17 protein-coding genes, 1 pseudogene and 1 riboswitch are annotated in these 22,045 nt (G+C 39.1%); of the genes and pseudogenes, 16 read left to right on the plus strand and 2 right to left on the minus strand.

The annotated features are described in order from the left end of the window. Nucleotides 1–127: 127 nt before the first annotated feature. The gene (tuf, locus tag IGL24_RS05515) at nt 128–1,315 is read left to right on the plus strand and encodes an elongation factor Tu (protein WP_206858827.1); all 1,188 of its coding nucleotides are present in this window, start codon (nt 128–130) and stop codon (nt 1,313–1,315) included. A gap of 286 nt (nt 1,316–1,601) precedes the next feature. After that, a pseudogene (gene fic, locus IGL24_RS05520) lies at nt 1,602–2,201 on the plus strand (protein adenylyltransferase Fic). 80 nt (nt 2,202–2,281) lie between these two features. Here the strand turns inward: fic and mprF are convergent. Then, a complete protein-coding gene (gene mprF / locus IGL24_RS05525) occupies nt 2,282–4,867 on the minus strand; it encodes a bifunctional lysylphosphatidylglycerol flippase/synthetase MprF (protein WP_207116057.1) in 2,586 nt (861 codons plus the stop codon). A 24-nt stretch (nt 4,868–4,891) separates the two neighbouring features. Further along, nucleotides 4,892–5,608, minus strand: coding sequence for an alpha/beta fold hydrolase (locus tag IGL24_RS05530; protein ID WP_206858830.1), 717 nt, complete (start codon nt 5,606–5,608; stop codon nt 4,892–4,894). A 211-nt stretch (nt 5,609–5,819) separates the two neighbouring features. On the opposite strand from IGL24_RS05530, the gene IGL24_RS05535 reads away from it, so the two are divergent. From IGL24_RS05535 to IGL24_RS05600, 14 genes are all read left to right on the plus strand, one after another. Further along, nucleotides 5,820–6,449: a lysozyme family protein gene (locus IGL24_RS05535; RefSeq protein ID WP_206858832.1), complete on the plus strand. Its 630-nt coding sequence runs from the start codon at nt 5,820–5,822 to the stop codon at nt 6,447–6,449. Between the two features lie 81 nt (nt 6,450–6,530). Then, nucleotides 6,531–7,388: an undecaprenyl phosphate translocase family protein gene (locus tag IGL24_RS05540; protein ID WP_207699941.1), complete on the plus strand. Its 858-nt coding sequence runs from the start codon at nt 6,531–6,533 to the stop codon at nt 7,386–7,388. Nucleotides 7,389–7,632: 244 nt separating this feature from the next. Further along, on the plus strand, nt 7,633–10,002 hold the full coding sequence (locus IGL24_RS05545) for a cation-translocating P-type ATPase (RefSeq protein WP_207699946.1): 2,370 nt from the start codon (nt 7,633–7,635) through the stop codon (nt 10,000–10,002). A 168-nt stretch (nt 10,003–10,170) separates the two neighbouring features. Further along, complete coding sequence (gene dnaG, locus IGL24_RS05550; protein ID WP_206858836.1) at nt 10,171–12,009, plus strand: DNA primase; 1,839 nt, start codon at nt 10,171–10,173, stop codon at nt 12,007–12,009. A 23-nt stretch (nt 12,010–12,032) separates the two neighbouring features. Continuing rightward, nucleotides 12,033–13,142 carry an RNA polymerase sigma factor RpoD gene (rpoD, locus tag IGL24_RS05555; protein ID WP_010735787.1) on the plus strand — a complete coding sequence of 370 codons (1,110 nt, stop codon included), beginning with the start codon at nt 12,033–12,035 and terminating at the stop codon, nt 13,140–13,142. A gap of 289 nt (nt 13,143–13,431) precedes the next feature. After that, nucleotides 13,432–15,489, plus strand: coding sequence for a cell division site-positioning protein MapZ family protein (locus IGL24_RS05560; protein WP_207699942.1), 2,058 nt, complete (start codon nt 13,432–13,434; stop codon nt 15,487–15,489). A gap of 224 nt (nt 15,490–15,713) precedes the next feature. Next, on the plus strand, nt 15,714–16,577 hold the full coding sequence (locus tag IGL24_RS05565) for a CvfB family protein (protein WP_206858838.1): 864 nt from the start codon (nt 15,714–15,716) through the stop codon (nt 16,575–16,577). A gap of 104 nt (nt 16,578–16,681) precedes the next feature. Beyond that, nucleotides 16,682–17,155 carry a Fur family transcriptional regulator gene (locus IGL24_RS05570; protein ID WP_206858839.1) on the plus strand — a complete coding sequence of 158 codons (474 nt, stop codon included), beginning with the start codon at nt 16,682–16,684 and terminating at the stop codon, nt 17,153–17,155. Between the two features lie 96 nt (nt 17,156–17,251). After that, nucleotides 17,252–18,139, plus strand: a complete 888-nt coding sequence (xerD, locus tag IGL24_RS05575; RefSeq protein WP_207699943.1) for a site-specific tyrosine recombinase XerD — start codon at nt 17,252–17,254, stop codon at nt 18,137–18,139. A gap of 18 nt (nt 18,140–18,157) precedes the next feature. Beyond that, a complete protein-coding gene (locus IGL24_RS05580; RefSeq protein ID WP_206858841.1) occupies nt 18,158–18,526 on the plus strand; it encodes a GNAT family N-acetyltransferase in 369 nt (122 codons plus the stop codon). Continuing rightward, the gene (locus tag IGL24_RS05585) at nt 18,519–19,289 is read left to right on the plus strand and encodes a segregation/condensation protein A (RefSeq protein ID WP_339093323.1); all 771 of its coding nucleotides are present in this window, start codon (nt 18,519–18,521) and stop codon (nt 19,287–19,289) included. The genes IGL24_RS05580 and IGL24_RS05585 overlap by 8 nt, the downstream gene beginning before the upstream one ends. Then, nucleotides 19,273–19,848: an SMC-Scp complex subunit ScpB gene (gene scpB / locus IGL24_RS05590; RefSeq protein WP_206858852.1), complete on the plus strand. Its 576-nt coding sequence runs from the start codon at nt 19,273–19,275 to the stop codon at nt 19,846–19,848. The genes IGL24_RS05585 and scpB overlap by 17 nt, the downstream gene beginning before the upstream one ends. After that, on the plus strand, nt 19,848–20,564 hold the full coding sequence (locus IGL24_RS05595; RefSeq protein WP_206858859.1) for a pseudouridine synthase: 717 nt from the start codon (nt 19,848–19,850) through the stop codon (nt 20,562–20,564). The genes scpB and IGL24_RS05595 overlap by 1 nt, the downstream gene beginning before the upstream one ends. 83 nt (nt 20,565–20,647) lie before the next feature. Then, nucleotides 20,648–20,770, plus strand: a riboswitch (FMN riboswitch). 127 nt (nt 20,771–20,897) lie between these two features. Then, nucleotides 20,898–21,509 (plus strand): ECF transporter S component, encoded by a 612-nt coding sequence (locus IGL24_RS05600; RefSeq protein ID WP_207699944.1) that lies wholly within the window; start codon nt 20,898–20,900, stop codon nt 21,507–21,509. The last annotated feature ends 536 nt before the right edge of the window (nt 21,510–22,045 follow it).

A 22,045-nucleotide genomic window follows, 5' to 3' on the forward strand; every position in this document is an offset into this window, starting at 1 on the left:
TAGAACAAACGACAGTAGCGAGCAAGTGGCAAAATCGGACACGCAGAAACAGGAAACAAACATTAATCTGACAACTTGAATAGTTGCTTAGAACTATTTATAGATTTTTGGCAACGGTTTGTTAATTATGGCAAAAGAACATTTTGATAGAAGTAAAGCACATGTAAACATCGGGACCATTGGCCACGTCGACCATGGGAAAACCACATTAACTGCTGCAATCACGACAGTATTAGGGAAAAAAGGCTTAGCAAATCCTCAAGATTATGCAAGCATTGATGCAGCTCCGGAAGAACGTGAACGTGGAATCACGATCAATACGGCACACGTTGAATATGAAACGGATAAACGTCACTATGCGCATATCGATGCACCAGGACATGCGGATTATGTGAAGAACATGATCACAGGTGCCGCTCAAATGGACGGTGCGATCTTAGTCGTTTCTGCGACAGACGGACCAATGCCACAAACACGTGAGCATATCCTTTTGTCTCGTCAAGTCGGTGTGAAATATTTGATTGTTTTCTTAAATAAAGTTGATTTGGTCGATGATGAAGAATTGATCGATCTTGTAGAAATGGAAGTCCGTGAACTATTGAGTGAATATGGTTTCCCTGGTGATGATACACCTGTTATCAAAGGCTCTGCATTGAAAGCATTGCAAGGTGATCCAGACGCAGAAGCAGCAATCAATGAGTTGATGGATACAGTCGATGAATATATCCCAACGCCAGAACGTGATACAGATAAACCATTGCTTTTACCAGTGGAAGATGTCTTTTCAATCACTGGCCGAGGCACCGTCGCATCTGGTCGAATCGACCGTGGAGCTGTTCGTGTGGGGGATGAAGTTGAAATCATCGGAATCAAACCTGAAACACAAAAAGCGGTGGTGACAGGAGTAGAAATGTTCCGTAAAACATTGGATTACGGTGAAGCAGGAGACAACGTAGGAATCTTATTACGTGGTATCCAAAGAGAAGATATTGAACGTGGACAAGTTATCGCAAAACCAGGTTCAATCACACCACATACAAAATTCAAAGCGGAAGTATATGTATTGACGAAAGAAGAAGGCGGACGTCATACACCGTTCTTCAATAACTACCGTCCACAATTTTATTTCCGTACAACAGACGTAACAGGTACTATTTTGTTACCAGAAGGAACAGAAATGGTTATGCCTGGAGACAATGTGACGATCGATGTTGAGTTGATCCATCCTGTGGCAATTGAACAAGGAACCACTTTCTCCATTCGTGAAGGTGGACGTACGGTCGGTTCAGGAATGGTAACAGAAATCGAAGCGTAAGTCGTTTTCATAAAAGCAACAATTAAAAAACTTGGACATAGTATTTGCTCGAATAGTATGTCCGGGGGTTGTAACAGAAGTGTTCAGCTCCAATCAATAAGCGAGAGACCTCTAAAATTTTCGGATTTTTGGGGTTTCCCGCTTTATTTTTTTAAAAGCACAAAACGACTCGTATCAGAGCTGTTGCTTTCCATCGATTTTTCTTGTTTTTACGATGTCTATAAATTTGTTATAATAGATTTATCTGTGTTTCTAAAAAATATGACAAAAAGTGAGGGGGAATTCAATGATTTTAGAAAATAAATTAGGCTTGACCAGTCAAGTTGAGTTAGCAAAAGCTGAAGAAAAAATCAGTAAGCAAAAAAATTATATGATTCTGGAAGAATAGATGAAGTAGCGATTGGAACATTCAAAGGGCTATGCGAAATCCATGACTATTTATTTTCTGAAATCTATGATTTTGCTGGGGAAATTCGCTCAGTAAATATTGCCAAGGGAAATTTTCGATTTGCGCCGGTTATGTATTTGGAACATGCTTTAAGACATATCGATGAAATGCCCCAATCTACTTTTTGAAGAAATCATCAAAAAATATGTAGAGATGAACATTGCTCATCCTTTTCGTGAAGGGAACGGTAGAAGTACGAGAATTTGGTTAGCTATCATTTTGAAATCTGAGATACAGAAAGTGGTTGACTGGAATTTGATTGATAAGTCTGATTATTTATCTGCAATGGAACGTAGTCCGATCAATGACTTAGAAATCAGCTATTTGATCTCTAACGCGTTGACGGATAAAATTTCCGATCGTGAACTTTATATGAAAGGCATCGATGTGAGTTATTTTTATGAAGGTTATTCTGAATATACCATTGATGAGCTTTGATTGAAGATGAAACAAAATAATTTTTATGAATAAAAAGATGCCTGATTTTGCTTTAAAACGACAAAATCAGACATCCTTTTTTATTTACGAAACCATTTTTTTACGCCATTCAATGGCTTTGATTTTTGATCAACAGGTGCATTATCAATGATCAATAAGGTGATCATCACATAAGCGATCCAGCTATCTCTTGAATAAAGTGTATAGCGAGATTTCCAGTTGGTCGCATACTTGTCTTTATATTCTCTCAATCCTTGGAATGAATAAAAGTGAGAACCAAATTCATAAACCAAATAAGCGATTCGTTCTTGGATGAAACTTTTTCTTGAAGTTCCAACATTAGAAAGAGGTGCCATCCCTAAATTGAACCATTGGATATTTTCTTCTTTCATATATTCAAAGAGATGGATGAACAAATAGTCCATGCTGCCAGAAGGGGCAGTATCTGGATCGTAGCGCATCAAATCAATGGTTCCTACTTTATCATTCGTATAAGTCGGCATGATCGAAGCAAAAGCGACTAGTTCATCTTGTTCGTTTTTAACGACCGCAATCGGTGCGCGTTGTAGATAGTCTTCTGAAAAGAATCCTAGTGAAAAGCCTTTTTCTTTACGACTACCTAACCAACGGTCGGAGATTCTTTTTAGCTCAGCCATTTGTTGGGAAGAAAATGGGGGTTGTAATACTTCAAACGTAAAGCCTTCTCGTTCGATACGATTTAGGATCGCGCGAGTTCCTTTCATTTTTTTCCCAGAAGTCGTAAAGTCCGCTAACGATACATGTCCTTCTTCGCCCATTTTGATAAAGTCATAGCCAAATTCATGGAGGATCATGACTAGTTCTTGACTCGTTTCATAAAAGACTGGTAAATAACATAAGCGATCTGTTTCTGCAATAAACGCTTCAATTGCTTCAGGGAAATCTTCTTTTTTACCTGAAGGGTCGCCCATCACTACGCATTTATTGTTATAACTAGCAAATTGCAATAAAACTGTGGCTTCGCCATTTTTTTCATAAGTAAACATTCGTTTATCTTTTAAGAAAATCAATTGACTATCCGAATTACCGCCGTAAGTTTCTAAAATAGTTCGTGCAACCTCTTCATCTAATTCCTGTCCGACCTGCGCTTTTTTCCCTTGGAGATAGTGGACGAACAAAATCATGATAAAGGTAACTGCTAAGATTGCTAGGAAACCTGACAACCAGATTTTTTCTGATGGAAACAGAAAAAATGAAATAAATCGATGATTGCGATGAGGGAAAGTCGGCATATTATACACACCGATCACGATATATAAAACGGTCAAGGCACCGACGATCAATCCATCGATCGTCAGCCATTCCCATGAGTAGATGAATTGATCTCTAAATAATTCATTGCGTGAAGCAATCACGATCCCTAACAGCAACAGTAGGAATATGATCCCAGTCGTGCTTAGATCATTCAATCCAACATAGACCAATGAAATAAGGATCAGCAAAATGGTTGGCCAATACACCCGTTTGACTCTGGCAGCGATCCCTCGTCCCATGATGACAAACAAGAAACCTAGCAAAATGCTTGGGAACTGTACGATAAAATGCAACTTTATTGGATTGAGATGATGCAACCAACGAAACTCAGCAAATGCTTGCGGGATCGTTGCTGAAAGAACCAACATGATGCCAGAAAAGTACATCAAGACGACAAGGATCTTTCGAGCAATCTGTGTCGCCAATTGTTTTGGAATACCAGAGTAACGTTGATCGATCGAAACACCGACATTTTTGAAGAAGAAAATCAATCCAATGAAAAATGGAATAAAGTAGTAGAAGATCCGGTAAAGCAAGATCCAGATCACGACGGTTTCTTTTGGAATGCCTAAAGCCGATAAACCAAAGATCATCATTACATCGAAACTACCGATTTCTCCTGGGATCATAGAGATGATCCCGATAACGGAAGCGGCGATGAATAAAGGAATCGTCTGCCATAAATCGATGGGGATCTCCATCAAATAGCCAACGGCAAGAAATGACCCTAAGACACCCGTCCATTCAAGTAAGGACACAAGTAACAATTGATTTTGGATTTTGAATGAAAGGCCGCCAACGTAGCCTTCTTTTTTGAGCGTCGTAAAAAGAAACACGACTGGGAAGTACAATCCGCCGGCAATCAACCAGATCCAATATTGTTTTAGAAATGGCGCGACAGGTGTGAAAAAGACCATGAAAAAAGAAACTAAACTATAAAGGGATAAACCAGCCATCAAAAACAAAAATACTTTAGATAAAGCTTGCATGACTTTTTTACTGTCTTTTCTTTGACCATATAATTCGGAACGTAACCCGATGCTGACGAAGCCGCCAAATCCCGCAATGTTATTGATCGTGTTGATCATCCAGCTTGTTTCAAATAAGTATAATGGCTTTTGCTTTTGATCGAGTAACTTGTTGAAAATCAAATCATAACCAATCATGGGAAGTATCGAAATCAACCCAATCAAAAACATCACGCCGATTTTCCAAAGAGGGATTGTAGAAAAAGTTTGAGCTAACTGGTCAGCAGATAACAATGTGCTGATCGTCATCAATTCGCGAATAATAATAACTAATACGGAAATCAAAAAAATCGTTTTGATAAGTCTCAAGTGGCTTTTGAACCACTCGATGATTTGCTTGAACAAAAAATCACCTACTGTTTTTCAAATTTATTTTGTCAAGAAGTCTAAAACTTCCTGATTGAAGCGTTCTGGATCTTGACGTGCCAATTGGTGTCCTTGTCCTGAAACGAGGACAAATGAAGCATTAGGCATCGTTTTCGCTAGATAAAGCGAGTGTTTCAGTTTGATCACATCTTTTTTTCCGACAATGATCAGTGCGGGGCAAGCGATATTTTCTAAATCCTGTGTCGTGAGCCCAATATCATGAAGTAATAAATCAATGACTAATAAATGCTGACGCAATTTAGGCTGGAACAACGAGCGCAGCCACACAAAGAAGTAGTGAAAAGCACTGAGTAGTCGAGAAGACCAAAGGACCCCATTCAACAGTGTATTCCCGGAATTCAAAATCAAGCGGTGGACTCTATCGGGATAATTACTTGAAAAAACTAAGGCAAGATTGGCGCCATCGCTAAATCCTAAAATATTTGCTTGGGCGATCTGTTCTACTAGCATCACTGTCAATAGATCATCTGCCATCAAACGAAAATTCAACGTTCCCGCTTGATTAGTTGAATGTCCATGGCCACGACTATCTATGAGATAGATCGTAAAATATTGTTCTAGAACAGGGACTTGCTTTGAAAAAAAATCACCACTTCCGTCATTTCCATGAAGTAGAAACAGGGGAAAGCCATTTCCACTTTTCTCATAATAGATGTCAGTTCCATCTGGCATTTTTGCAAATTTCTTTTCTCTTTTCACATTTATCACCTACTATTTTGGATTATAACGCTCTTTATCTAATTTTAGAAATCGAAACACTATAAAACGAACGATCATTTTCGTAAGATGAGAGTGGAAATAAAACATTCATTTTTTATTAAATTAAATAAGAAAAAACAGATAAAAAATAGCCAAGAATGAAAAGAAATAGTAAGATAAAAAAAGATGTCAAATAGCTAGGTGGGTTTGGATGAAGAAAAAAAGAAAATCAATCTTCCGCATGATCGTAGGTCTATTTGTCTTCACGATTTTGGCAACGATTCTTTTTCTGTTAGGTAGAACGTATCAATCGATCAAGCGTGTCGAAAACTATCAGACAGAAATTTCGACAGCGCTAGAAAAGTATCAAATGCAAGAGCACGAGAATCTAGTGAAGGCAATCATACTGACTGAATCAAGAGGAAAGGGCATCGATTTGATGCAAAGTTCAGAGAGTGCCTATGGCCAAATGGGTGCGATCACGACACAAGCGGGAAGTATTGACCAAGGGGTGAAGTACCTCTCAGAGATGATAGCTGAGGCAGAAGCATTAGGTTGCGACCTTCCGACAGCGATCCAAGCGTACAATTTTGGCAAAGATTATATTGCTTATGTCAAAGAAAGAGGCGGAAAGAATACAGTCAGTCTAGCTGAAGAGTATTCAAGAGATGTGCTGAGTCCGCTTTTAGGAAATCATGATAAAAAAACCTATCGCTATTGGCGAATCCAGTCATTACTTTATAATGGCGGATATTTATACCATAATGGTGGTAATATGTTTTATGCAGATGTAGTCAAGATGAATCAAGAGTTGCTTGAATGGTACGAAAAAATCTTTTAGGCTCTTTGATCGAACGGACTGCAAATGAAAGTATGACAAAAAGTGAAATACAATGAATAGAAAGAAGGAGTGCTTGGACGAGTGGAAGAAAATCAGAAAGTAATAGAGAAAAGAGAGAATACATCGAAAGATTGGGGATTAAGATTCTTCAAAGGGATGTTTATCGGTTCAGGGTTTATCCTGCCAGGAGTCAGTGGCGGTGCTTTAGCAGCAGTATTCGGGATGTACGAACGGTTGATTTCTTTCTTGGCGCACATCACGAGAAACTTTAAAGAAAATTTCTTGTTCTTTTTACCAGTTGGTTTAGGCGGTGTCACTGGTGTATTCTTATTGTCTTTTTTAGTTAGTTTTTTACTAGGTGCCTATGAGACAACGATATTGTGGTTTTTTGTCGGTTGTATCGCCGGAACGGTACCAGCATTGTGGAAAGAATCAGGTAAAAAAGGACGAAATAAAACAGATCTACTCATCATGGTCGTGACATTTATTTTAGGCTATCTTTTCTTATTATATGGCGCACGCCTTTTCGATGGTCAAGTAGAACAAAATGTCTATACTTGGTTGATGGCAGGCGGTTTGATTGGTCTAGGAATGATCGTTCCTGGGTTAAGCCCATCGAATTTTTTAGTCTATATGGGGCTGTACAAAGCCATGGCGGATGGATTTAAGGAAGTGCGTCTAGAAGTCATCATTCCTATTGCGATCGGTGGGATCGTGTGTGTCTTAGGTTTATCTAAAGTGATGGACTTTATTTTCTCGAAAGCTTACAGCAAGTTATTCCATTTTATTCTAGGCATTGTTTTTGCATCAACGATCATGATCATCCCAACAAATTACAGTGGACTTGGGATTTTAGGTATCTTAGCTTGTCCTGTACTATTCGTTGCTGGTGCTGCGTTAGGTTGGTGGATGAGCCGTTTAGAAGAGCAGTACAAGTAAGAGCATAAGAAGCGGAAAAAAGGCGTGTATTTCGTCGCTTTTCAGATAGACGATCAATCAGCTGTAAGATCCACGTATGCTATGGTTAATTTTAAGTCATACATCATATTAGATAGAAAGATAGGAAACAGACATACTGTTTTTGATTTTTCTATCTTTTTTTAAAAGTAAAAAAAACAAGTTGTTTTTAATCGTAGAAACAGCTAGACTAATTGGAGTGATTATTTTTGAAAGTTGGCGTGATATGGATATGAAAGAATTAAAGGGACTTACAGAAAATGAAGTAAGTCAAAGACGTGCCTCTGGTCAGCAAAATGATTACCAAGAGGATGCAACGAAAAGTACGAAACAGATTTTCAGCGATAATATTTTAACGTTATTCAATTTTTTGAACTTAGGAATAGGGCTCTGCTTGTTATTAGTTGGCGCTTATTCAAACATGGCTTACTTAGCAATCATTTTTGTAAATATCTCCATGGGGATCTATCAGGAGATCCATGCGAGAAATCTTGTCCGTCGTTTATCGATTGTTTCTCAAGCTGAAGTAACCGTAATACGTGATGGAAAAGAGCAGAAGATCGCAACAAAAGAACTGGTCTTAGGCGATCTTGTAAAAATCGGTGCGGGAGAACAAATCCCGTCAGACTTACAAGTAGTCAGCGGACGAGCAGAAGCGAACGAAGCCTTATTGACTGGTGAATCTGATTTGATCGTCAAAGAGACAGGGGCGGAATTGCTTTCAGGTAGTTTCCTTACCAGCGGGTCTGTTTTTGCGACCGTGATTCGTGTCGGGGCAGATAATTATGCTGTCCGATTGACTAATGAAGCAAAAACCCACAAAGAGATTCGTTCAGAACTTGTGGAATCAATCAGAAAAGTATCGAAATTTACAAGTTTTGTGATCATTCCTTTAGGGATCATCTTATTCTTGGAAGCTTTGTTCATCCGCAATGCGTCGATCCAATTGTCAGTTGTGGCCTCTGCGGCAGCCTTACTGGGAATGTTGCCAAAAGGATTAGTCTTATTGATCAGTATTGCTTTGACGACTGGTGTCACTAAACTAGCGAAGAAGCGGATCTTAGTACAAGATATGTACTCGATCGAAACCTTGGCACACGTAGATACATTATGTCTTGATAAAACAGGGACGATCACTGAAGGGAAAATGAGCATCCAACGAGTAGAACCATTAAATGAAGCTTATGAAAAGATGATCCCTACGATCATGGGTACGTATCTTGCTGAAAGTAGCGATAACAACGTAACGATGCGTGCGTTAAGAGAGTACTTCGAGATTTCTAATCGCTACGATGTCGGCGAAAAATTAGCTTTTTCATCGGACCGCAAATGGGGAGCGATGGAATTTCCTGAACTAGGTGTCATCTATGTCGGTGCCCCTGAACGATTGGTAGCAGAAGATCAATTGCCAGAAAGTTTAGTTGAAGCACAAGCAAATGGATTTCGTGTCTTGATGTTAGGACTGGCGCCGAATCAAACGTTGTCGTCAGCTGAACCTCAAGGAGTCGAACCAATTGCATTATTTGAAATCGATGACCCAATCCGTAAGAACGCACAAGAAACGTTAGCATACTTGCACGAAGAAGGAGTAGACCTGAAAGTAATTTCTGGAGACAATCCTTTTACAGTGTCTAATATTGCTCGCCGTGCTGGTTTGCCGAATTATCAATCTTATGTCGATCTGTCTGATTTGACAGAAGAAGCAGAAGTAAGAAAAGCAGCGCACCAATACACCGTCTTCGGACGAGTAAGTCCGCTACAAAAGAAATTGTTGGTCAACGAGCTGAAAGCAAGTGGACGAACCGTTGCAATGACAGGTGATGGTGTAAATGACGTATTAGCTTTACGTGAAGCTGACTGTAGTATTGCCATGGCAGAAGGAGACGGAGCGACCCGTCAAATCGCCAATCTTGTCTTGCTTGATTCAGATTTCACGACATTACCTGAAGTGTTATTTGAAGGACGTCGTGTCGTGAATAATGTGACGAAAGTTTCGGGGATCTTCTTTATCAAGACGATCTATTCATTTATCTTATCGATTTTATGTGCAGTAACAGCGATCGGATTTCCGTTTATCCCGATCCAGATCACGTTGATCGATCTTGCGATTGAAGGATATCCATCTTTCTTCTTATCGTTTGAAAATGACAAACGAAAAGTCGATTATCGTTATCTGCCTACTGCGTTGGTCAATGCTTTACCGAATGCGTTGCTTGTCGCTTTCAATACCGTGGCGATCTACTTGATTGGACATAGTCAAGGATGGACGTCTGGAGAAACGACCACACTGATGTATTATTTGTTGATTGGAATCAGCTGTCTAGCAGTTATCAAGGCCTGCTTGCCATTCAATCCATTACGGATCTTTTTGGCAGTGACAACAGTGGTCGGTATCTATGTGGCGGCACTACTTTTCCATCATCTATTAGAAGTCAACCTTGGACTAGGAAGCACTTGGCCTTACTTTATTGGCTTCATGATTTTAAATGTCGCGTTACGTTTGGGCTACTGGAAATTAGGCATTCAAAACAGATTATTGAATAAAGTAAATGCGAATAAAGCACCTCAAATCAAAGTAAAAGAAAATGTCATTTAATCCGGTATCTATCACTTGAAAAAGTATAGGATTATGGTACAATGAAACATGTATAATTGTGTCCTTTAAAATCGCACTGATTTTCGTTAGTGCGATTTTTTACCGGTTATTCTCCTGAAATGTCTTGTCAATGAGTATGAGATATCAACTAATGCAGGGGGTGAGAAGATGGCTCAAAGGATCCCTCAAGAGACCATTGAAACGATTCGTAATCAAACGAATATCGTTGAGGTGATTGGGCAATACGTCCAGTTAAAAAAATCTGGGAAAAATTATTTAGGTCTCTGTCCTTTTCACGAAGAACGCACACCGTCGTTTTCGGTTGCAGAAGATAAGCAGATTTTTCATTGCTTTGGCTGTGGAAAAGGCGGTAATGTCTTTACGTTTCTTCAAGAATTGGAAGGTTTGTCGTTTCCTGAAGCAGTGATCAAGGTAGCGGATCTAGAACAGATCCAGCTCGAAGATCAATGGCGTCAACAAACGCTGACTACTCCAACAGATACAGCAACCGGCAAACTGATTGCGGCCCATGAAAAAGCGGTTGAAGTGTATCATCACATGCTGTTACACACTAAAGTAGGTGAGCCAGCCTTAAACTACTTACTCGAACGTGGCTTGACGATCGAATTGATCGAAGAATTCAACATCGGTTTTTCACCAAATGAACGCTCATTTTTACAGCAAGTATTCCAAAATGAAGCGTACTCTGAGGAAGTGCTCAAACAATCCGGTTTGTTTGTTACGCATGATGATGGTCGGATGTCGGATCGTTTTTATCAGCGGATCATGTTTCCGCTTCGTAATGGACAAGGTCGTACGATCGGTTTTTCTGGTCGTTATTTGCCTGGTGAACATGATACGAAAGATCAACCCAAATATTTGAACAGCCCTGAAACGGAACTGTTCAACAAAAGGCAAGTATTGTTCAACTTAGACAAAGCCCGTAGTGAGATCCGCAAGTCGGGTGAGATCATCTTATTCGAAGGCTTCATGGATGTTATCGCTGCTTGGCAAGCGGGTGTGAAGACTGGTTTGGCCTCCATGGGAACAAGTTTAACAACGCAACAGATCCAACAGATGGAAAAATTAACAAAAGAATTAGTGTTTTGTTATGATGGTGACCGTGCCGGCGTCGAAGCAACCAATCGAGGAATCGAATTGCTGCGTCAAAATAGCCGAATGCAACTGTCCGTTGTGGCGATCCCAGAAAAGCTCGATCCGGATGAATATTTGAGAAAGTACGGGGAAGAGGCTTTTCAAGAATTGGTTTTACATGGACGAGAAACCATTTTTGCTTTTAAATCACGTTATTTGAAGCATGAAAAAAACCTAGAAAATGAAAAAGACAAAATCGAATATCTTGAAGCAGTATTAAGTGAGTTGAGTAAGGTTGTTTCGCCGATTGAGCAAGACATGTATTTGACGCAGTTATCAGCAGAATTTCAGCTGAGTCGTGAAACGATGCAAAAACAAATACGGGATCTGCGACGAAAGAATCAGCCAAGTAAGCAAGAGCCATCGCAACCAGCAGCAGAAGCGCCGGTCGTAAAATCTGGTACAGTCAGACAAAAACGACCATTATCGCAGGTTGAAAAGGCAGAACAGATGCTGTTGTATCGAGCGTTCAAAGAACTTGCTGTGCGTAATCTACTCAAGGAACAAGGCGTTCAATTTATTCATGATACTTACGCAGAGATTTATTTTTTATTTGATGCGTACGTATCTCAAAATGGAGAATTCAAACTTGCGGAGTTTTTAGACTTTTTGCAAGATGAAAATTTAAGGCGGATAGTGGTCGAGATCGAATATATGCGAATGGCTGAAGAAAGTACGCCACGTGAGATCCAAGACTTGCTGAGAGTGATCAGTAAATCGGGCTTAGCTGAAGAAATCATAACGAAAAAACAGATGCAGCAAGAAGCACGACGAACAGGGAACAAGCAGTTAGAATTGGAATTGACGATTGAGATCATTAATTTAACGAAACAGTTAAAACAAGCCGAATAGCTACTTAAAGGGGGCCTTCTTTTATGGCAAATGGAACAGATGTTAAAAAATATGAAGCAGCAGTGGCAGCATTCATTAAAGAAAATAAACCAAAAGGGCAAGTGATTTATGATGATTTATCAAATAAACTTGCGACACCATTCACTTTAAATGCAGATGAAATGGATAAGTTGATCCAAAAAGTGGAGGACGCAGGTATCAGCGTCGTTGACGAAAATGGTGAACCATCGATCCATAGTCTGAAAAGTGCAGAGAAAAAAGCAGAACAAGCAAAAACAGAAGACCTTTCTGCACCGACAGGCGTAAAAATCAATGATCCTGTTCGGATGTACCTCAAAGAAATTGGCCGCGTCTCCCTTTTAACTGCAGAAGAAGAAGTAGCATTAGCATTGAAGATCGAAGAAGGTGACCAAGAAGCAAAACAACGCTTGGCTGAAGCTAACCTTCGTTTAGTCGTAAGTATTGCCAAAAGATATGTTGGTCGTGGTATGCAGTTCTTAGATCTGATCCAAGAAGGTAACATGGGATTGATGAAAGCTGTTGAGAAATTTGACTATCGTAAAGGATTCAAATTTTCAACTTACGCTACTTGGTGGATCCGTCAAGCCATCACACGTGCGATCGCTGACCAAGCTCGTACGATCCGTATCCCGGTGCATATGGTCGAAACAATCAATAAATTGATTCGTATCCAACGTCAGTTACTACAAGACTTAGGAAGAGAACCAACGCCAGAAGAGATCGGTGCTGAAATGGACCTTCCTACAGAAAAAGTACGCGAGATCTTAAAAATCGCTCAAGAGCCTGTTTCATTAGAAACGCCGATCGGTGAAGAGGACGACTCACACTTAGGCGATTTTATCGAGGACCAAGAAGCAACTAGTCCTGCGGAACATGCGGCATATGAATTGTTAAAAGAGCAATTAGAAGATGTTTTAGATACTTTGACTGACCGTGAAGAGAATGTCTTACGTTTGCGTTTTGGCTTAGATGACGGCCGTACACGTACCTTGGAAGAAGTGGGTAAAGTCTTTGGGGTAACTCGTGAACGTATCCGACAAATCGAAGCAAAAGCGTTGAGAAAACTTCGCCATCCATCTCGTTCAAAACAATTAAAAGATTTCTTGGAATAAGCAAGAAATGATTTTTTAGCAAAAAGGCAAACTATTTTGCTTGAATGATCGTAAACCCTCAAAGTAGGAGATCTCTCCGGCTGTTGAGGGTTTGTTTTTTATCGAACGATTCAAATGACTTTCAACAAACGTTCGTTTAAACAGGTTAGTTTATTACATCGGTTATTTATTTTTCGTTGAATAACTTATTTGTTTTTTTATAAAATCCTCATGATATCCTATTGGCGTGTGGGTAAGATTATGGTAGATTTAATGGTAGCGAAAACCTAGTAAAGGAGCCGATCGCTAAGTGATTAAGAAATGTCCAAAATGTGGATCAGAAGAAATCAAAGATCAAACGAAATGTCCAAAATGTGACTTTGAACCACAACAAGATGAACTGACACAATTACCTGAATCAGATGATAATCAATCGTCAGATGAAACATCTGAGGAAGTTTATCCAGACAGTATCGTAAATGATCCAATCGAATGGTCAGAACTAAAAGATCTGCCATTGGAGTCTGTCATGGAATTATTTGACTCAACTGACACGAGCAATGAATCTAAGGATGAACCAACAGATAAAAAAGAAACCACCCATCTTGACGAAAAAAAGGCGGATGCAGACAGCGTTGCTACATCTGAGCAAATCGAAAAAGCCCAACAGAAAAAACGGGTGGCTGAACTAAAAGAGGCAGTGAATAATGAAGAAGAAAATTCCATTTTAGCTGCTTATATCAAAGCACACCGAGAAGATACAACAGAAGAACATGCCAAAGAGCTGCTTCGAATGATCGAAACAGCGGCGGCAACGGGTGAGGATTCAGTCGATATTCGTTTGTCGGAAGACACAAGCGACCAAGTTGTTCCTGAAAAATCTCAAGCGGATGCAACAAAAGAGTTACCAGTAGAAGAAACAACCGAAGAAGAACCAACCGAAGAAGAACCAACAGAAGAAACAATCATTGAAGATAAAGCGGTCGAAGATTCTTCAACAAGTACAGTAGAAAAAGTAGACGTAACGACAAACATAGAAGAAAATGATCCAGTTTCTACGGAAGAACCGACAGAAGAGGAAATTTCTAAGGTTGAAAGTACAGAAGCTGAGTTAACCGATGCGCCGCAAACGATAGAATCTCCTGAAACAACTGAGGCGGTGGAGACACCCGCTGAACAGCCAATAGTGGAGAAACAAGAAGCAAGTAGTGCATCGATCAAAAACGAAGAATCACCAAATGATCGAGGACCAAAGAAATCTAAAAAAGGTCTATATCTGACAAGTGCGGCAGTACTTTTGCTTGGTGCAGGTGGTTGGTTCTATTATGATCATCAGCAAAAAGTCCAAGCAGAAATTGCAGCAGAAACACAACGAAAACAAGATAAAATAGCTGATTTACAATCAGACTTATCTGCGTTTTATCTAGATGATGATGAACAGTTTATTCGTACAAGTATGATCAATCAAGACTTGTCAAAATTAAGAGCTTCATTGAATGAAGTCAAAGACGAAAAAGGCTATGAAGAGCTGGAAAATAACTTTGAAGACATCCAATCAAAGATCAAACAGATCCAAACTGTCAACGAATGGTTTACGACACCTGTGATCGAAGATGACCAATTGATTGCAGAACCAAAACTAAAAGCTGATCAAGCAGTCCAAACAATCGATACAGAAGATACAGCTTTTGGACAATTGATCGACAAAGCAGTCGCTGAAGCAACAGACCAATACCAACAACTACAAACAGCTAAAGAAAAGACTGCGGTTGTTTATGCAGATGGAAAAGTCAAAGATTCAGCGACGAAAGAGCAGTACGATTCTGCAAAAGCCGAAGTTGCGAAAGTGAAAAATGCAGAGTTAGTCAAAGAACTTGTGACTCAACTAGATAAAGTCAATGAAACATTAACGAAAAAAGAAGAAGCGAAAAAGGCTGAAGAAGCGAAGAAAGCAGAAGAAGCCAGAAAAGCAGAAGAAGCAAAACAAGCTGAAGCACAAGAACAAGCCGACGCAGCTGCCCAACAGCAAACGGAGTCAACACAAACGACTCCAGCGACAAACGCAGCAAACCGACCAATCATGGAAACAAGGGCTAGTGACGTGGCAGATGCTTCAAATCCGGCTTGGAATTGGGCGCCTGGAGTCAAAGAACAAGTGATCGCAACTAGCATTGCCCGAGGATATATCGTTGAAGGTGGCTATAGATTAGAGAAAGCTCGCATCGAAAACGGCGAAGGCTACTATAACCTTTATGCGACTTCTACTAAATCATCCTTGATGAATGGCATCGGCGAGAGTGCGTTACCATTTTATATCGTTACGATCAATTGTAAAACTGGCTGGTTTGGCGGCAACGGGAGTAATTAGATCAGTGGTCTGATAGCCTCCAAAACGCATGAATGCTTCTGTTACAACATTAAAAATAGGCCGTAGAATCCAAAATATGAGGATATTTCGGATTTTACGGCTTATTCTGACTGAACATTGTCAACGCAACCTTTTATGGAGAATCTCTATCCATTAAGAAGCCGTTATGTTATGATAGCAAAGAAATGTTGGAATACAGAGGCCTTTTAGAAAAGGAGAAGAAAATGAACGAATTATTAGCAAACGTATTTACCGCAATGGTAATTGACGAAAATGAAAAAAACTATTTTGTCCAAAAAAACGGACAAACTTTCCGATTGAGTAAAGAGGAAGGGGAGCATACGATCGGCGAAGCAGTCGAAGGGTTTGGTTATCAAAACCAAAAACAAGAAAATCGTTTTACAACGGTGATTCCTAAAAGTCGTATCGGACATTATGCCTTTGGAACTGTCACTTCTTCAAGAAAAGATTTAGGTGTCTTTGTTGATATTGGTCTACCAGACAAAGATTTTGTTGTTTCTTTAGACGAATTGCCAACAATGACTGAATTGTGGCCGAAAAAAGGCGATCAATTGATGATTGCTTTACGAGTAGATGCAAAAGACCGCATTTGGGGAAGTCTTGCAGAAGAGAGAATCTTCAAATCACTAAGTAAGCATGGATCGGAAGAACTAAAAAACAAAAATATTTCAGGTACGGCTTATCGTTTAAAACTGACTGGTACGTATTTATTGACGGATGATTTTTATATTGGGTTCATTCATCCTTCCGAACGTTTCCGTGAACCACGTTTAGGTGAGAAACTAGAAGGACGTGTCGTTGGTGCTAGACCGGATGGCGTGTTGAATATTTCGTTGAAACCACGTGCACACGAAACGATCTCTGATGATGCACAAATGATCTTGACGATCTTAGAACGTTCAGCAGATCAACAAATTGCCTTTACGGACAAATCAGACCCAGAAGAAATTCTACGTGCGTTTGGTATTAGTAAAGGTGCGTTTAAGCGAGCTTTAGGTAATTTGTTGAAACAAGGATTGATCAAACAAGAAGATGGTGTGACAAAATTAGCAAAAAAATCTAATTGAGAATGACTTGCATGTTTTTCTCGTCTAGCTTATAATAATTTTAATCTAGAACGGTTGAATGGATATCTTAATTATAATCATTATAAATTGTTGGGGTTGAGAAAATGGGCATGAATACAATGTCAGTAATGAAAAAAACAAAGCAACAGCTACATGAATCAGGGTTTAAATTGACCCCACAACGAGAAGCAACTTTGCTTGTCCTCTTAGAGAATGAAAAAGAACATTTGTCAGCAGAAGAAGTTTTCTTTTTAGTTAAAAAGAAAAACTCAGAAATCGGCTTGGCTACGGTTTATCGAACGTTAGAGATTTTGACAGATCTAAAGATCATCGATAAAGTCAGCTTCAATGATGGCGTGGCACGTTATGATCTGCGAAAAGAAGGGGCGAAGCATTTTCATCATCATCTACTATGCTTAGAATGTGGAACGATCGAGGAAGTGGAAGAAGACTTGCTGAGTGAAGTGGAACAAGTCATCGAGCAACGCTATCACTTTTTTGTCAAAGATCATCGTTTGACCTTTCATGGCATTTGCCAAGAATGCTATAATAAGAAAAAAGAAAGAAAGACCGTCTGAATTGATAGACGGCTTTTTCTTTGAAGTGTCTACCAAAAAATAGACTACCGAAACCAAAGGCTATCTGATATGATAAAGAAGCATGAGGTGAGAATGATGGAAGAAGAAATCAATGAATATCTTCGCTATTTAAGTATCGAACGTGGGTTATCGTTCAATACTCGAAAAAGTTACGAACGAGATTTGAATCAATACTTACGCTATTTGAAAGAACACGAAATAACGTCTTGGCAAAAGATTGATCGGTTTATCGTCATTCAGTATTTAGAAACGTTGCACGAAGAAAATAAAGCTTCCGCAACGATTACACGTATGATCACAAGTTTAAGAAAATTCCATCAATTTTTGCGACAAGAACGATATACAGAACAAGATCCAATGCAACACATCGAGACACCAAAGAAAGCACAAAAATTACCAAATACGTTATCTCTAAAAGAAGTCGAGCGCTTGATTGAAACCCCTGATATAACAAAAAGTTTAGGGATCAGAGATCGCGCGATTTTAGAAGTTATGTATGCGACTGGGATGCGTGTCAGTGAACTAGTCGGGCTGAAGTTAGGTGACTTACATTTATCTTTAGGGCTTGTACAGACTTTAGGAAAAGGAGATAAAGAACGGATCATTCCATTAGGTGATTATGCGATCCAATGGTTAGAACGTTATTTAGATGAAGTCCGACCTTTGCTGGTCAAAAACCCATCCGAAATGCATGTCTTTTTGAATCATCACGGCTCGGGCCTCTCTCGGCAAGGAATATGGAAAAATTTAAAACAACTCGTTCGAGAAGCGGGGATTTTCAAAGAAGTTACGCCCCATACGTTAAGACATAGTTTTGCGACCCATTTATTAGAGAACGGGGCAGATTTGCGTACAGTTCAGGAACTTTTAGGCCATGCAGATATTTCAACGACACAAATCTATACACATATCACGAAAAAAAGAATGACAGATGTCTACAAGCAGCATTTCCCAAGGGCATAGTTATAGGATGGTGAGAAAATGTTAACACATTATCGTAAAGAAAACCGTAAAATCGCGATGGGACTATTAAGCTTTCATAAGAAGTTGAATGCAGAATCAAGTTTACTAAAAGAGATCGATACGTATGAATCTGCTGAAGATCATGAACTTTTTTTCTATACACCTGAAGATTCCACCAATATCCAAGGAATCATTGGCGTGCAGTGGAACGAGAAAGACCAGATGACGATTCATGATATTTCACTGAATCCTTCCTATCGTGGCGAAAATATTGGCTTTCAAATGTTGAATGAATTGCAAGAAAAATACCCAGATGTACTGATCCACCCAACCGATATCACGGAAGCTTATTTAAGCAGATGGATCAATGAAGGAAAGAGTGAATGATGTGACAGAAATCAATATAAAGTTAGATGTCTTTGAAGGTCCATTAGATCTACTCCTTCATTTGATCCAAGATATGTCGATCGATATTTACGATATCCCGATCGCTACGATCACGGAGCAATATATGAACTATATCCATACGATGAAAACACTTGAGTTAGCTGTCGCAGGAGAATATCTTGTAATGGCAGCGACGCTGATGGCGATCAAAAGTAAAACCTTATTGCCAATCCAAGAAGCGTTTAATGACGAAGAAGAATTTTGGGAAGAAGATCCTCGTGAGGAATTAGTCAATCAGCTGTTAGAATACCGTAAATTCAAGTATGCAGCAGAGAAACTCACAGAAAAAGCAGAAGAACGTAGTCTGTATTTCACTAAAGAACCTTCTGCCATCGATGAGTTATTAGGGCAAGAAAAACCATTGAAACGCGGACAAGTGAAAAAAATCGATTTATTCCAGGCGATGCAAAAGATTTTAGAACGAAAGAAATTTGCCCAAAAAGAAGAGAAGACGATTGCGCCCGATGATGCGACGATCGAAGAACGAATGACATTCATCCAACAACGGATCATTTCTTTGAAGAGTGGTTGTTCGTTTGAATCGTTTTTTGAAACACCTTCGCGAAATGAAGTCGTTACGACATTTTTGGCCATTCTAGAGTTGATGAAAAACGGACAGATCGTGGCACAGCAAGAAAAAAATTACGAATCAATCATGCTTTATCCAGCAGTAGGAGATACACAACATGACGAAATTAAGTGAACTTGAAGCAATCCTCTTTATAGTAGGAGAAGAAGGAACAACAATCGAAGAATTAAGTGCCTTGTTGGGCCATACACGAGAAGAAACTGCTGCTTTAGTGGCGGAATTAGCAGCTAGTTATGAAGCAAATGACAATACGGCGTTGCATCTTTTTGAAACAGAAAAACAAATCGTGCTAACGACAAAAAAAGAGTTGGCGCCGATCGTCAAAAGATATGCGCAAGGGACATCGAATACTTTATCCCAGGCAGCTGTTGAAACATTAGCAATCATCGCTTATAAACAGCCGATCACGCGAAGCGAGGTCGAGCTGATTCGTGGCGTTCAAGTTTCTGGAGCGATCCAACGCTTGACGGCGCACCAATTGATCGAAGAAAAAGGTCGGGTCGATGGACCTGGTCGACCGATTTTATACGGGACAACGAATCATTTTTTAGATTATTTTGGGCTAAGATCATTAACCGATCTACCTGATATTCAAGATATCGAACGTTCACTGGAAGAAGACGCACCTCTTGATTTATTTTTCGATGGCGTGCATGAAGGAGAAAATGAATGATGGAAAGATTACAAAAAGTAATTGCTCATGCGGGAATCACCTCTCGCCGTAAAGCTGAAGAATATATTTTAGCTGGTCGAGTGAAAGTAAATGGTCAAGTCGTAAAAGAGCTTGGTGTGAAAGTAGGCAAACACGATACAGTGGAAGTAGACCAAGTGCCGATCTATCAAGAAGAATATGGTTATTATTTACTTTATAAACCAAAAGGCGTCATTTCTGCTGTAGCAGACGACAAAGGCCGTAAAGTAGTGACTGATCTTTTACCAATGGTCAAGGAACGCATCTACCCAGTTGGACGACTAGATTATGATACTTCGGGCATTCTTTTACTAACGAATGATGGCGATTTTGCGCAACGATTGACCCATCCAAAACATGAAGTCGATAAAGTATATGTTGCCAAAGTCAAAGGGATCGCCACTAAATCAGCGTTGAACCCTCTGACAAAAGGGATCAAGATCGAAGGCAAGAAAACTGCACCGGCAAAGTATGCCATTTTATCTGTTGATCCGCATACCAATCATAGCATCGTAGAATTAACGATCCATGAAGGTCGGAACCATCAAGTAAAAAATATGCTGCAAGCTGTTGGGTTACCTGTCCAAAAATTAAAACGTGAAAAATACGGTGAATTGACTTTACAAGGCTTGCGTCCTGGTGAGTATCGTGAGCTGAATAAAAAAGAAATCAGTCAGCTATTGAATCAATCAAAGTAACAACTTACTTTTTGTAAGACTAAATCCCTTGCTTTTTTGTTATGAACTAAGTATAATAAAAAAGTAAACAAAAATTAGATATGGTTCGTCTTCAGGGGCAGGGTGAAATTCCCGACCGGTGGTTATAGTCCACGACCTACTTTTGCGAGTAGCTGAATCGGTGAAATTCCGATACCGACAGTAAAGTCTGGATAAAGAAGATAGAGCTTATTTGGCATCCGTGTGTACAAATGACTCTAACTCTATTTTCCCCTGCGAAAATAGAGTTTTTTTGTTTGTGTTTACCTAGCTAAATAGTTCGCTGAAGAGGAATCCCAACAGGAGGATTTCAACATGAAGAACACCCGAGTACAAAAAATGGTTGCAGTCGCATTATTTGCTGCAATCGGATTGGTTTTGCAATTTTTTTCATTTCCAATCATGCCAGCGTTTAATTTCTTGAAAATCGATTTTAGTGATATCCCAGTATTGATCAGTATGTTTTTATTTGGACCATTCGCAGGGATCGTAACAGCATTTTTACGTTCGCTCTTACATTTGATCACAACCGGTTTTAGTCCGACAAATCTAGTCGGCGATGTAGCTAGTTTCTTTTCAACAACAGTTTTCACTTTACCAATCTACTACATTTTCCAAAGAAACAGAATGAAAAAAGGAAAAAATCAAATTTTGGGAGTAATCGCTGGAACACTTTCATTGACTATTTTCATGAGTATTGCGAACTATTTTGTGATTACACCACTTTATTTACTATTTTGGGGGTTGTCAGCAGATCAAATGTTAAATACAACGATGGCTAATTATATTGCAATCGGTATTGTACCATTCAACCTGATAAAAGGCTTCCTAGTAAGTGTTGCATTCCTAGTCTTACACGCAAAATTACTACCTTGGTTAAGTAGAAAACAACACCAACTAGAAAAACGCCAGAGTATGGCAAAATAAAAAGTAAGAAACTGTTTCAAAGGGAGATTTTTACATCTTAGGGTAGAATATACAAGTAAACTTGAAAGTGGCAGCTGCTACTTTCAAGTTTTTTTTGCTAAAAAAGTTATCAAGTTATTTATAAAGAATATAAACAAGTATATTTTGATACAAAAAATAAGATACATAGGAGAATTTATTGTAGTTATCATCTATTTTCTAAAGTTTTTCTTAATATTTTTATATGAAAAAAAATTCAATAACTGACATTGTGTAAGCGTTTTATAAATCGTGTCTGAGTATTTTTTGGGTTTTTGTATAAAAATGTATTTTATACGTTTTTATGTGAAATCCTTCTCTTTTTGTTTGTTAAATGGACAAGATATAACACCGGACGAAAACGCTACAATTAGTACGAGTAAAGCATTTCAACTATTTTAACAAAGGAGGGGCAAAAAACGAGGGTTTTGAATAAAACTTCTCAAATCTACTAGTTATTATTTTTGTTCTTATCATCTTTTTGATAAAATAACGATGTATTACTGATTTTTTGAAAC

This window comes from Enterococcus sp. DIV2371 (genome assembly GCF_050498525.1).
GTDB lineage: Bacteria > Bacillota > Bacilli > Lactobacillales > Enterococcaceae > Enterococcus_B > Enterococcus_B mangumiae.